This window comes from Altibacter sp. HG106 (genome assembly GCF_028561755.1).
In the GTDB taxonomy this organism is placed as follows: Bacteria; Bacteroidota; Bacteroidia; order Flavobacteriales; family Flavobacteriaceae; genus DFVG01.
The window spans coordinates 322895-335907 of sequence record NZ_JAQQTD010000002.1 but is presented as its reverse complement, the minus strand read 5'-3'; the positions used below and the strand labels follow the sequence as shown (position 1 = coordinate 335907).

The following is a 13013-nucleotide window of genomic DNA, read 5'->3' as shown; positions in this document are numbered from 1 at the left end:
ACAACCGTTAAAAGTATATTAAATGTTAGTTCAGGGCTTCAATTTGGAGGGTAAGTTCTTCCCAGGCTTCCATAAGACGCTGCACCTCGTTTTTTTTCTTCTCATAAATATCGAAGAAGGTAGGATCTGAAACCGTTTCATCGTAATTGGTTTCCATCGCGACGTCGTGCTCTTTGATTTCTCGTTCAAGACTGGCGATTTTGGCTTCGGTATTGCTCAATTTATTCTGAAGCGATTTTAGTTTTTTCTGTGCCTTATAATCTAATTTTCCTTCAGACGTTTTCTGCGGTACCTCTTTCTTCTGTTGTTCGCGTTTCTCTGCCTCTCGTAGGTTCTGAAGGTTTCGCTGTTCCAAGAAATAGTCGATATCGCCTAAATACTCTTTAATCTTGTGATCTTTAAACTCGTACACACGTTCGCTCAAGCCTTGCAAGAAGTCTCGGTCGTGAGATACCAAGAGCAAGGTACCCTCAAAATTGTTCAAGGCTTCTTTTAGCACATTTTTAGATTGAATGTCTAAGTGATTGGTAGGCTCATCCATGACCAACACGTTGAAGGGTTGCAACAAGAGTTTCGCTAAAGCGAGTCGGTTGCGTTCGCCCCCAGATAACACACGTACGTATTTGTCTACTTCCTCTCCCCGAAACAAGAACGCCCCAAGAATATCACGAACCCGCGGTCGTGTTTTCTCATCAGCCGCATCGAGCATGGTATCTTCCACGGTTTTGCTTCCGTCGAGGTATTCGGCCTGGTTTTGCGCGAAATACCCAATTTGAACATTATGCCCCAACTTCAGTTGTCCCTGATGTTCGATCTCTCCCACTATGATCTTCGCCAGTGTGGACTTTCCCTGCCCATTCTGCCCCACAAAGGCGATCTTGCTTCCGCGTTCGATCATGAGGTCAATATTCCGAAGCACTTCTTTCTGACCATAATTCTTTGAAATCTTCTCAGCTTCCAGCACTACCTTTCCGGGCGTCACAGAGAGGGGAAAACGCAAACTCATGACCGCGGTATCTTCTTCATCTACCTCAATGCGATCAATCTTATCTAGCTTTTTGATTAGCGATTGCGCCATGGATGCTTTGGTGGCTTTCGCGCGAAACTTTTCGATGAGCTTTTCGGTATGCTCAATTTGTTTTTGCTGATTCTTTTGAGCCGCCAATTGTTGCTCTCTTAGTTCAGAACGAACCACCAAGTATTTAGAATACGGCTTCGGAAAATCGTAAATTGATCCTAAGGAAATCTCGATGGTGCGATTGGTGACCCGGTCTAAGAACATCTTATCGTGCGATACCAACATAACCACGCCGGGATAGGCATTCAGGAAATCTTCGAGCCATAAAATAGATTCAATATCGAGATGGTTCGTAGGCTCATCTAATAGTAGAATATCGTTATTCTGAAGTAATAGCTTCGCCAATTCAATGCGCATTCGCCAACCACCAGAAAAGGTTTCGGTTGTTTTATTAAAATCCTCTCGCTGAAACCCGAGCCCTTGTAAAATTCGCTCGGTATCGCCTTGATAATTATACCCTCCAATGATTTCATATTGATGCTGCACCTCATTGAGATCTACCATCAATTGATGATACCCATCGCTTTCGTAATCGGTTCGCTCGGCAAGCTGTTCATTGATGTTCGCTAATTTTTTCTCCAGCCGTTTGATCTCAGTAAAAGCTTGGTAGGCTTCCTCCAGAACGGTTCGGCCTTGTTCAAAATCGATGTCCTGTTTCAGAAAGCCAATAGAAACTTCTTTATCGGTGGCAATTTGACCCTTATCGTATTCCTGCTCTCTGGCAATAATTTTCAACAAGGTTGATTTCCCGGCACCATTCTTTCCAACGAGCCCCACACGATCGCCAGGAGTAAGCTGAAAGGTAATACCACTAAACAACGCATCGCCTTGAAAAGAAACCGAAAGATCGTGAATGTTCAACATGAATGTCTGCTATTTTGTGCAAAGATGCTTAATTTTGAGAAGGAAACAAAAGCGAATGAAAGGAACCAAAGTCTACAGTATCTTTACCAGTACCTGCCCGGTGTGTCACAGCGGAAAGATGTATAAAAATCCGAATCCCTATGTGCTTTCAGAAACGCTGAAAATGCACGAACACTGTCCGCATTGCCACACCAAATTCAAGATAGAACCATCTTTCTTCTATGGTGCCATGTATGTGAGTTATGGCGTGGGCGTCGCATTTGCCGTGGCAGCATTTATCATTGCATTTTTTATGTTCGGGCTGAATCGATTAAATACCTTTTTTGTGATCATGGGAACCTTAATCGTGATGCTTCCGGTGATCGTACGTCTCTCCCGAAACATTTGGATCAATTTCTTTTTCAAATACGATCCGGAAAAAGCAAAGTAATTACCATCACAAAAACCGTTTTAGGTCTACTTCTGTAGGTAGTGGTTGGGCTCCTTCTAAGGCATCCAGCAACCAAGTAGCCAACAAGGGTGCCATAAACAGGCCTCGTGTTCCCAATCCGTTCATAAAACAAAGCTGGTCTGTCTCAAACCATCCCAACAATGGCTTTCGATCGGCGACCGTAGGCCGCATCCCAACACTTCGACCGATGATCTCGTAGTTGCAGTGCAGCATTTTAATGAGGGCTTTCTCCAACGTCTCTAAACTGCCACTCGTGGGAGTGGGACTGAGATCTTTATGGATAAAGGTTGCTCCCACACGGTAGGTGTCCTTCCCAAGCGGTATGATGAAAAAGGGGCCTTTAAGTACTGCGTCGAGTTCGAGTTTAGGAGCCCGAATGGTAATATACTCTCCTTTCTTTGGAAGGATATTCTTTGGAAGAAAATACGGATTACGCAAGGCTCCTACCCCTTCACAAAATATCACACGCTTTGCTTGCCATTGTTTATACTGAAGGACGCCCTCGACCCGTTGCAATTGGTCATACGCAAAGGATTCATTCACCCATCGTTGCTGGTGTTGTAAATAGCTTCGGAAGCCTTCTAAGAGGAGGGGTGTTTTAAGCTGTAATGTATTGCGTACAGTACCCAGACCAAATGGAGCTTTTATCGCCTCGTATGGATTGACAGCAATTTGTGACCTTAAAAACGTTTTGCATTGTTCTGAATCACTGGCCACCAACCAGTCGTTTTGTTCTTCTGCACTTTGCAAGATGCGGCGTACCGGAATTTCGTCTAGAAATTCGGGAGACAGGTCTTTTTGCAGATCTCGATAAAAGTGTTGAGCCGATTCAAAAAATTCCGAAGCCTTCCAGACCGCTTTAAAGCGTTTCAGCACCACCGGATTGATGGTACCTCCGGCCACCGCCGTAGCACCGTCTTCTTGAGTATCGAATACCACAAAAGAGTGCCCTCGTTCTTCCAATCGGCGCGCCAGGGCGAGTCCGCCAATCCCTAAACCCACAATGATATAATCCAGCTGCTGCATGCGCAAAAATAGAAAAACCCTCTCAAGCATCGCTCAAGAGGGTTTACAATATATTACTTGAAACTAATTAATAGTTCCAGAGATCGATCTCAATATTTCGAATTTGCTCTTTAATGCGCTCCGACTCCAACAACTGCATCAGCGCATTGTCGTTGATATAATCGGCTACGCCTCGGTCGCCCTGAACGTTGTCTTCTTTGTAGATTACGGCATTGAATCTTCTTGAGTTCAACAGATGATCATAGGAAATAGGCTGTGATGTATTCTTTCGGTTAAAGGCTTTGGCATTGTGTAATACTTCACGAGCACCCGGAAACCACACCCAGAATAATTCCACCTTAGAATCGATGTTATCATCAGGAAAGGCTTTGGCACGCGCTTCATTGGCTACCGGACACAATCCTAGGAGACGATATTTCAACTCCCCCTGGCGTTTGTCTAGATACCAAATTCCACGAATTCGCCACTCTTCAATATCACCGGCATCCAGTGTAAATCGACGAATGTACTGTCGATCTACGGTACCTTCAGCGTTAAACTGCTCAATACCTAGGTCGGTTGTATCACTGTATACCAAAGATGCACTTAAATCATCCAAGGTACGCTTTTCCGTAAAGTACGAATCTGCATATACATCCTCGATCTTACCGTCTTTGATACCACGAACTAATACATCGTATAACGATCGGCGTTCGGCTCCAATGTTGTTGGTGTCGATCGGGTAGTACAGTGGGAAGTTCACGCGCTCATCGAGATCGATGATTTCCCAGGTGGTTTTCGACCAAAGTACATCTCGCTCATCGGTATACCCATACGGCAACGGTTCGTCGTTATCGTAGGCGATCTGAGCTTCGGTTTTCTTCCCGATCTCTTCCGGCGTTTTGGCATTCAAGACGTTGAGCTGTGCGTGTGCACTTACTCCCATCAAGAGGCCAATTCCACATAAAACAACATTCTTAAGAGTCATATTCGTTTGTTTATTCTAGTTTGTCAATTCGATCACTACAGGAGCGGTCTTCTTTAACTTAACGCCACTACCTGCAATATTAGTATTGATATCAAAAATTTGTACCGCTTCTCCGCGACCAGCACGACGCAATGCCGCTTTGGCCTGTGCGTTAAGCGAAGTTCCGTTAACACGAACCGTTGGTTGTCCAGACACTTTAAAGCTAAATCCAGTCACACGAAGGTTTAAGTCGAAGTCGAAATCTTCTAACAACGCACCAATACTTGAAATTTCAAGTCCTTCACGCTGCATACGAACGATTCCTGTTTCTCCACGCACGGATCCTACCGGTGCAGGGATGTCTTTAATACGGAATTCTGAAGTCGTATTTACTTTCTGTCCGTCTGGAAGGGTACCACTTGCAGAAATGTTCACCGTTCTTCCGGTTCCGGGACGCATCACGTACTTACTACCCGATGTTTTTGATAATCCACTTGCAGAAGCAGAAACTTTATTATCTGGAATTCCAGGAATAGAGATCGTCATTGGGTTATCTACTCCACGGTATACAACGTTCATCTTATCGGCAGAGATAACGGCAGCATTCGGTTTAGAAATCGTAGCGAAACCTGTTTTTACAGGAACTTCTACTTTTTCTCCTCCTTCTCCGTATACCAGCATTCCTTCGATCTTGTGATCTCCAGGACTACCAGCGCCTACGTTTAAGACTACGCGCCCGCCTTGAACTGAGTATTGGTCTTCAGAAAGCGGTCTTCCATCTAGCGTAAGATTTACCTCCTGAGGCACAGTGCTCGCATCGGTACGCCCTAGCATGATCGCTCCGTTAAAGGTTTCTCCCGAATAGTATGCTGATTTTTCAACATCCATGATCGTAGAGTAGTTACTGAAAGAAAGTGCCGCGGCTTGTTGACCCGATAACATTTTCTGAAGGATCTCACTTTTATTCGTCTTTACATCATTTTGGATAGACGTCATTTTTGTCAAGGACGCGATCAATGGGAAGCCTTCGTAGTGGTAATTCAACCAGTCTTGTTTGGTTCCATCTCGTGTTTCCACTTGTCCGGTTCCAAAGTTTTCTTCAAGACTCGCTTTGATTTCATCAGCGCCTGCCACTTTCTTAGCGACGGCTGTATCAGACAAAACTTCCATCATACCGTTGCGGTAAGCAGCCATTTTATCGATAAACTCTTGTCCCTCGGGCTTCAAATTTTCACCCCGGAAAAACAAGTTGTTGAAGTAATCTGGCTTGTCCATTACTTCATAATCCTGAGGGTCTTCAACATTCGCTACCGCTCCAGCCTTTAAACCTTCCAGATACGTATCCAATTCGTTTGAAATGGTTGCAATTTCTTGTGCTTTGGCTTCTACCGCCGCATATTGTTCGGGCTCATCACTGGCCTTGGTCGCTAACCCATCCATAAAGGCCTGGTTACGCTGACTCGCCTGTGTATTTGCCGAATTGATCTTTTCGTTTAGAAGTCCAAATGCGGAAAGTACCTCTTTGGACATATTCAGTGCAAGCATAGCGATGAACACCAAGTACATTAGGTTAATCATCTTCTGCCGCGGGGATAATGCTCCTTTAGCCATCTTTAGTTTTTTGAATTAATAAAAATATCTAAGGGAACCTTAGTTTCGGTTCATTGCAGAAAGCATTCCACCATATACTCCGTTTAACGAAGATAAGTTTGACGCCAAGTGCTCCATTTGCTGCTTCAATTGAGCGGCATTTTCGGCAACTTGTTCGTTCACTTCTGCCTGACGGCTGGTAGATTCTACCTGAACTTTATACAAGCTGTTTAACGATTCCATTTGAGCGGCAGCCAATGCCATCTCTTCACTGTATTTTTTCGTGGAGGTCATTGCTTCAGCAGTAGGCGCCATATTCTTTGCAGCACCTTCGAAAGAGCGAATGCTGTCTCCTAAGCTGCTCATCAATTCAGAATCGATTTTCGCTTCCTTCAACATCGCATCTAATTTCTTAGAAAGAATTCCTTGAGCGTCTTTAGGCTCTTCCTTCTTCGTCATTGTCTTTCCACCAGCTAATTCGGGATACACTAAAGACCAGTCAAGATCATCTTCTACCGGTTCAAAAGCAGAAATAGCGAAAATGATCGCTTCGGTAATCAGACCAATGGCCAAAAGAATACCTCCGTTAAGGGGACCTAATTCCCAGTGAAGGATTTTAAAAAGTGCTCCTAAGATTACAATAGAAGCTCCAAGGCCATAGGCCATGTTAAAAAGTCGTTTTGATGATTTAGACTGTGCCATAATACATTCGTTTTTTAGTTAAGTTAAGTAGTTAAGATTGAGTTCTTTGATATTGTAAGGAGCGCTTATCGCGCATCTCCATAGGCTTGATTTAGGGTTACATCAGTTCCCATGTAGTCTTGTACGGTTCGGAAACCAATATAACTTCTAGCAGAGTCTGCGTATTCGTAATCACGCGTACTTACTTGCAAGAAATAGGCTACGTCTTTCCACGATCCTCCACGCACCACTTTGCGCATGTTCTCATCGTCGTTAACGTTGGGGTTCATGGTAGAGGTATACTCATAAGCAGCAGGATCGTAAGAAGAAGCTACCCATTCGCTTACGTTACCAGCCATGTTGTAAAGGTTGAAATCGTTTGGCTCGTAGGCATCGGCCTCTACTGTGTATAAGGCTTGATCTGCCGCATAGTCACCACGCAAGGGCTTAAAGTTGGCCATAAAACATCCTCGGTCATTTTTGGCATACGGACCACCCCATGGATAGGTACCTGATTCCAGACCGCCACGCGCGGCATATTCCCACTCGGCTTCACCCGGAAGACGGAAGGAGTTTACATGTTGACGACGACGTGATTTCTGATACGAATTTTTGTACAAGGTTCTCCACGCACAGAAGGCTTTCGCTTGTTTCCAGTTAACGCCCACTACGGGATAGTCTCCATAAGCCTCATGCCAGAAATAATCGTTGTGCATGGGTTCATTATACGAATAGTTGAAATCCTTGATCCACACCGTAGTGTCGGGATAGACCATGATTTCCTCTTTCTTGATAAAGTCAGAGCGCTTCCCGTTCGAACGAGCTGCTGCCTGAATATCCATGTAGGTATACTGGAACTTTAATTTATTGACGTCGATGGTACGCTGCCCATTATAGGCTTCTTCCGCAGGAATGTACATGGTGTCCATAACCTCCGCATAATACACGTCAGGATATTCTTCGGTGTCCCAAACAAGATCGATATCGCGATTGATCTTACGACCTGCGTAAAAATCTTCGCCCATACCATAATAATTATCATACATATATTGTTCGTATGGCGTCATTTCTTCTTCTCCTCCTTCTTGATCGACAAAGGCGTATTCACCAATACCGTCCTCTCCGGGAGCGGCGCCTACTTCATCCGCCAGGATGGCGAGCTTTAGACGAACCGTAGAATCACGTACCCACTCGACGAATTGTCGGTATTCGGCATTCGTGATTTCAGTTTCATCCATATAGAACGAACGCACCGTTACCGTTTTGGTAGGGGCGTCATTAACTGCAACAAAATCATCATCAGATTTACCCATGATGAAAGAACCACCAGGGATCAAGGTCATACCGTAAGGCTTTTCGGGGTGCCACTTCTTCCCTTGGGCTCCCACCAATTCACCTCTGTCTCCAGCATTACAACTTAATAATAAGGACAGAATCGCAATGAATGCAATCGACTTCTTCATAGGTATTTAGGTTAAATTTTGTCAGATTCAAGGGCGTAAACCTATCTATAAAATTTCAAAAAAGCAACAATTTTATAAAAAAACGCTTGAAGCTGAATGTACTTAGTTCGCTAGGTTATACTTCATTTTTTCGACGGGCTTTCCACCATCGTTCAGGAATTTCCTGATTCGTTGCACCCAAATAATCGCCATAAGTGCAAGGTAATAACGTTCTTCTTTTTAATTTATTATTAACATTCGAAATAAACGGCAGTTCCATCCACCATCGCCCGGTTTTCTTACTCTTTTTGAAAACCAAGACCGTATCGTCCACAGGAACCTGATACGTTATATAATGAGCCTCATCTTCAAAATCTTCATCTGCAATTCTAAAGTTGACTCCTTCTATAAAGTACCACAGCACTTGAGCGATCAACATCGCCCCGGAATTCATTCGATCTAAAGCACTCATTTCGAACACGCCAAAGGACGTTACCCGATTACTGATCCCGGCATAGCGTGCCAAAGCACATACTTCGCGGCCGTCTAAGCCATTGGGACTCGTATTATGATAACTCATTTCGGCGCTTTTTATTGCGGAAATATCTAAGGTAACGATATCGGCAGCACGCATGATGGGCTCTACGGATGTAATGTCTTTGGTGACCTCCCCCAGGCGATAGGCATCGAAAAACAACTTCTCCATGAGAGTGATCTCTGCCGCCGGGTTGAAATACGACTGATATCCCAGCACACTGTAATTAAATAAGTTATAAGGCTTCTCGACGATAATTTTCCCTACGTACGAAACATTTGAGATCGGTTTTTCGGCATCGCCCAGGTCAAACCGACTGTCAATATTGACCATGTTCACCATCTCACCTACCTCATCGTACGCTCTATACAGCGGAAACACCAAATCCTGACTTCCGCCTAAGAGCAGCGGAATTACCTTTTTCTGTAGCAAAGCGGAAAGCACCGTTCGAACTGCAAAGTACGTGTCTTGTACGGTTTCTCCCGCCTCAATATTTCCCAAATCGATGATGGAAGTCGCCCAATTTCCCGGGAAGAGTTGGTAAAAGCTTTTTCGCACCGCTTCAAATTGCGGCACTCCCCCGATGTAATTAATGTCATTGCGATGTTCTTGAATTCCCACCAGAGCCAAGGCCACCCCCTTTAAAGAAGGCAGGTCACCTTTCGTGGCGTGTATCTTTATCTGTTTTCCGAGGACTCCCTCAGGTAATATCTCGCGGTGGGCTACAACCGATTTAGGGACGGGGGAAAGAAATTCGATCATTTTTTCTTCGCAGTGCTTTTACGCTTTCGGGTTTTCTTTTTAGGCGCCTTCTTTTCCAGAAGTTCTTGTGCTTCTTCCAGCGTCATTTTATCGGCCTTCGTGGTTTTTGGCAGTTCAATTTTGGTTTTTCCTTTGATCAACTTGAAGCGACCCCAACGTGCCTTCTCCAAACGTATGCCTTCATCGGGCCATTCGTTTACCAATTTATCGATCTCCTTTTGCTTCTTATCTTCGATCAGTTGGATGATGTCTTCTTCGGAAAGATTATCGAAGTCATATTTTTTATTGACATTAATAAACATGTCATTCCACTTGATAAAAGGACCGAAACGACCCTTCCCTTTCTGCACCGGAAGTCCTTCGTATTCGTAAATAGGCGCATCGGCCTTCTTCTTTTGTTCGATCAGTTCTTTGGCCAAAGCCATATCTACGTCTAAGGGATCTTTCCCCTTCGGAAGGGAAATAAATTTCTTTCCGAAGCGAACATAAGGACCATAGCGTCCATTATTCACTTCCACCTCTTCCCCTTCATACACGCCGAGCGTCTTCGGAAGCTTGAAGAGGTCTAATACTTCTTCAAAGGTCACTAAATGCAATTGCTGATCGGGTCGCAAACTGGCAAATTTCTTTTCCTCATCGTCGGGCGCTCCAATTTGCGCCATGGGACCGTACTTCCCTAAACGAACCAACACCGGCCGTCCCGTTTCGGGATCTTCCCCCAAGATACGCTCACCGCTTTCGCGATCGGCGTTTTCCTGCACATCTTCCACATGCGGATGAAACTTCTTGTAGAAGTCTTTCATCATCTGCGTCCACTCTTCTTTTCCTTCGGCGATATCATCAAAGTCTTCCTCCACCTTCGCCGTGAAATTATAATCGAGAATGTTTCCGAAGTGCTCCACCAAGAAATCATTCACGATCATCCCAATATCGGTGGGAACCAACTTTCCTTTATCACTTCCCACAGTTTCTGTCAATTCCTTTTGCTTGAGCGTGTCTTCTTCCAACACCATTTGCAAATACGCCCGTGGCTCGCCTTCAATAGACCCTTTTTCCACATAATTTCTACTGATAATGGTAGAAATGGTAGGAGCATAGGTAGAGGGACGCCCAATGCCCAGTTCTTCCAATTGTTTCACCAGCGACGCTTCCGTAAAGCGATAGGGCGGTCTAGTAAATCGCTGGGTTGCCGTAATATAGTCGTTATTGAGCAGCTCTCCTTCGGAAAGGTGCGGAAGCATCCCGTCTTGCTCTTCGTCTTCGGTATCGGTTCCTTCCAGATACACCTTTAAGAAACCATCGAATTTGATCATTTCCCCATTAGCGTGAAATTGCTCTTCCACCGGTTGTGCGGCTTTGATCTCAATTTTCACCTGTGTACGCTCTAATTGGGCATCACTCATCTGAGATGCGATGGTTCGTTTCCAGATAAGATCGTACAAACGCTCCTGATCGCGATCGCCGCTAATGGAGTGCTTGCTCATATCGGTGGGTCGAATGGCTTCGTGCGCCTCTTGTGCGCCTTTTGACTTCCCCTTATAGTTTCGGGGTTTGCTATATTTTGAACCGTAAGAGGTTTCAATTTCCTTCTGGGCAGCGTTTCGTGCGTCTTGCGATAAATTCACGCTATCGGTTCGCATATAAGTAATGAGACCGGCTTCGTAGAGTCGCTGTGCAATCGTCATGGTTTTCCCTACTGAAAAATATAGCTTTCGAGACGCCTCCTGCTGTAAGGTACTAGTGGTAAACGGTGCTGCCGGAGATTTCTTGGCGGGTTTTTTAGTTAGTTCTGCAATAGCATATTCGGCTCCCTTATTGCGCTCAAGAAAGGTGCGCGCAGCGGCTTCAGTCTCTATATTTTTCGGAAGTTTTGCTTTGAACGAACTACCTTCCTCTGTTTCAAAAACGGCATCCACGCGATAGGAGGCTTGGGGTGTGAAGGCTTCAATGTCGCGCTCACGCTCTACGATTAGTCGTACAGCCACACTTTGCACACGCCCGGCTGAGAGTCCGCCTTTCACCTTCCGCCATAATACCGGAGACAATTCGTATCCCACCAATCGATCTAGGACGCGGCGGGCTTGCTGCGCATTGACCAGGTTGTAGTCTATGCTACGAGGGTTTTCAATCGCTTTGAGAATAGCCGACTTCGTGATTTCGTGAAACACGATACGTTTGGTATTGGCATCCGAAAGATCTAATTCTTCAGCAAGGTGCCAGGCGATGGCTTCTCCTTCGCGGTCTTCATCACTCGCCAACCAAATAGTTTCTGCTTTTTTGGCCAGATTCTTCAATTCCTTGACCAAACTCTTTTTATCAGGAGAGACTATATATTTAGGTGTAAAATCCCCTTCGGTATCCACGCCCAATTCTTTGGAAGGCAGATCCGCTATATGTCCAAAACTCGAGGTTACCTTGAAATCTTTTCCGAGAAATTTTTCTATGGTTTTGGCTTTCGCAGGAGACTCCACTATCACTAAATTCTTTGCCATCGTCAACTTTTTAGGAGTACAAAAGTATAGGATTTTTTTAAATACATCGCTGTCGAAACAAAAAGCCCGCAAGTTATGCGGGCTCTCTATCAAGGTATTTCACTTCCAATAAATACTAAACTTTACTTTTCCTGTTTCAGAAAAGCACCTAGAAGATGTGATATTTCTGAAAGGTTGCGTCTCAAATGATAATTCTTTCAGGCATACAGCCCACAGGAATACCATTCAAAACATTTCAATCCCTCAGAATGATTCGTTTATCGCACCAGTATCTGGCGCTTCGGGGGCTGCCGTCGGGCCCTCCGTAAACCCTATCGTGTCTTTATAGACATAATACATGGGAATGTGCACAAAATACGCCGTAACAATAACCCCAATAAAACACGCCAATATGCCCAATTGAGCGATCATGGAAGAAACAATGATCAAGCCGAAGATGATCAACCAGAAACGATTACCCAACTTAAAGCTTGCCTTGATGGTGTCGGAAACAGATAATTCTGAATTAAACGCAAAGATGGGCGCAATGAGCTGCAGCGGCACCATCACGTAAAAGATTGGTAAATAACACAGTAAGGCAGCGAGTATGGCAATTCCGAAGACCGCCAGGTTCAGCACAAATAATTTTCCAAAATTGCCTTTCAAATACGTAAAGTAGCCCCCCGTATCTTCATGGGTTTGAAAATCGGCTTTCTTCATCACCCGATAAAAATGAAGATTGATCGCGAATACAAAAATTTGCATCACAAAGCTCAACACCAAAATCAACAAAGCATATCCTACAATCGCCGCCGGGGCATAATCGAAAGAGGGCTCATAACCATACTGACTGGCCTCAAAAGCTTCGATGTAGAATGGAATCATAGGAATATAAACGATCACTATAAAAGGAAACACAAACGCCATACTTAGGAGTCCGTGTAACAAGCCTTGCGTCCAAACTTCTTTAAACAAATTAAAACTTTTGGTGAGAATGTCTCCAAAATCGGGTTTGGGTGCAGCCTCAATACGCTTGAAAATAGAATGTTCCATGAGCAGGTTGGTTGTCAGTTGATGACCCAAAATTAGGAAAAAGAAAGCTGCCATTTTGACACAAACTTAAATTTAATTGTATCTTTGCTGATTCAATTGAAAGCAGAAGCACCA

General features: G+C 44.5%; 10 protein-coding genes. 1 reads left to right on the top strand and 9 read right to left on the bottom strand.

Annotated features, from left to right (window positions below):
• Positions 1-25: 25 nt before the first annotated feature.
• Positions 26-1942, bottom strand: a complete 1917-nt coding sequence (locus PO830_RS04250) for an ABC-F family ATP-binding cassette domain-containing protein (protein ID WP_272852288.1) — start codon at positions 1940-1942, stop codon at positions 26-28.
• A 55-nt stretch (positions 1943-1997) separates the two neighbouring features.
• Here PO830_RS04250 and PO830_RS04245 point away from each other — a divergent pair, with 55 nt between their 5' ends.
• Positions 1998-2372: a DUF983 domain-containing protein gene (locus PO830_RS04245; RefSeq protein WP_272852287.1), complete on the top strand. Its 375-nt coding sequence runs from the start codon at positions 1998-2000 to the stop codon at positions 2370-2372.
• A gap of 6 nt (positions 2373-2378) precedes the next feature.
• Here PO830_RS04245 and PO830_RS04240 read toward each other — a convergent pair whose 3' ends face one another.
• The 8 genes from PO830_RS04240 to PO830_RS04205 all read right to left on the bottom strand — a co-directional run bounded on the left by PO830_RS04240 (position 2379) and on the right by PO830_RS04205 (position 12899).
• Positions 2379-3419 carry an NAD(P)/FAD-dependent oxidoreductase gene (locus PO830_RS04240; protein ID WP_272852286.1) on the bottom strand — a complete coding sequence of 347 codons (1041 nt, stop codon included), beginning with the start codon at positions 3417-3419 and terminating at the stop codon, positions 2379-2381.
• A gap of 67 nt (positions 3420-3486) precedes the next feature.
• Positions 3487-4386 carry a type IX secretion system ring protein PorN/GldN gene (gene porN, locus PO830_RS04235; RefSeq protein ID WP_272852285.1) on the bottom strand — a complete coding sequence of 300 codons (900 nt, stop codon included), beginning with the start codon at positions 4384-4386 and terminating at the stop codon, positions 3487-3489.
• Between the two features lie 15 nt (positions 4387-4401).
• Positions 4402-5976 (bottom strand): type IX secretion system motor protein PorM/GldM, encoded by a 1575-nt coding sequence (gene porM / locus PO830_RS04230; protein WP_272852284.1) that lies wholly within the window; start codon positions 5974-5976, stop codon positions 4402-4404.
• A 39-nt stretch (positions 5977-6015) separates the two neighbouring features.
• Positions 6016-6657, bottom strand: a complete 642-nt coding sequence (porL, locus tag PO830_RS04225) for a type IX secretion system motor protein PorL/GldL (protein ID WP_272852283.1) — start codon at positions 6655-6657, stop codon at positions 6016-6018.
• 65 nt (positions 6658-6722) lie between these two features.
• On the bottom strand, positions 6723-8099 hold the full coding sequence (gene porK / locus PO830_RS04220; RefSeq protein ID WP_272852282.1) for a type IX secretion system lipoprotein PorK/GldK: 1377 nt from the start codon (positions 8097-8099) through the stop codon (positions 6723-6725).
• A gap of 115 nt (positions 8100-8214) precedes the next feature.
• A complete protein-coding gene (locus PO830_RS04215; protein ID WP_272852281.1) occupies positions 8215-9375 on the bottom strand; it encodes a formimidoylglutamase in 1161 nt (386 codons plus the stop codon).
• Positions 9372-11867 (bottom strand): type I DNA topoisomerase, encoded by a 2496-nt coding sequence (topA, locus tag PO830_RS04210; protein WP_272852280.1) that lies wholly within the window; start codon positions 11865-11867, stop codon positions 9372-9374. The genes PO830_RS04215 and topA overlap by 4 nt, the downstream gene beginning before the upstream one ends.
• 243 nt (positions 11868-12110) lie before the next feature.
• A complete protein-coding gene (locus PO830_RS04205; RefSeq protein WP_272852279.1) occupies positions 12111-12899 on the bottom strand; it encodes a hypothetical protein in 789 nt (262 codons plus the stop codon).
• Positions 12900-13013 lie beyond the last annotated feature (114 nt).

Excerpts from the sequence above, each read along its gene's own strand:
- PO830_RS04240 (WP_272852286.1), bottom strand. The coding sequence starts at position 3,419 with ATGCAGCAGCTGGATTATATCATTGTGGGTTTAGGGATTGGCGGACTC.
- PO830_RS04250 (WP_272852288.1), bottom strand. The coding sequence starts at position 1,942 with ATGTTGAACATTCACGATCTTTCGGTTTCTTTTCAAGGCGATGCGTTG.
- PO830_RS04215 (WP_272852281.1), bottom strand. The coding sequence starts at position 9,375 with ATGATCGAATTTCTTTCCCCCGTCCCTAAATCGGTTGTAGCCCACCGC.
- porM (WP_272852284.1), bottom strand. The coding sequence starts at position 5,976 with ATGGCTAAAGGAGCATTATCCCCGCGGCAGAAGATGATTAACCTAATG.
- PO830_RS04245 (WP_272852287.1), top strand. The coding sequence starts at position 1,998 with ATGAAAGGAACCAAAGTCTACAGTATCTTTACCAGTACCTGCCCGGTG.
- porK (WP_272852282.1), bottom strand. The coding sequence starts at position 8,099 with ATGAAGAAGTCGATTGCATTCATTGCGATTCTGTCCTTATTATTAAGT.
- porN (WP_272852285.1), bottom strand. The coding sequence starts at position 4,386 with ATGACTCTTAAGAATGTTGTTTTATGTGGAATTGGCCTCTTGATGGGA.
- porL (WP_272852283.1), bottom strand. The coding sequence starts at position 6,657 with ATGGCACAGTCTAAATCATCAAAACGACTTTTTAACATGGCCTATGGC.
- topA (WP_272852280.1), bottom strand. The coding sequence starts at position 11,867 with ATGGCAAAGAATTTAGTGATAGTGGAGTCTCCTGCGAAAGCCAAAACC.
- PO830_RS04205 (WP_272852279.1), bottom strand. The coding sequence starts at position 12,899 with ATGGAACATTCTATTTTCAAGCGTATTGAGGCTGCACCCAAACCCGAT.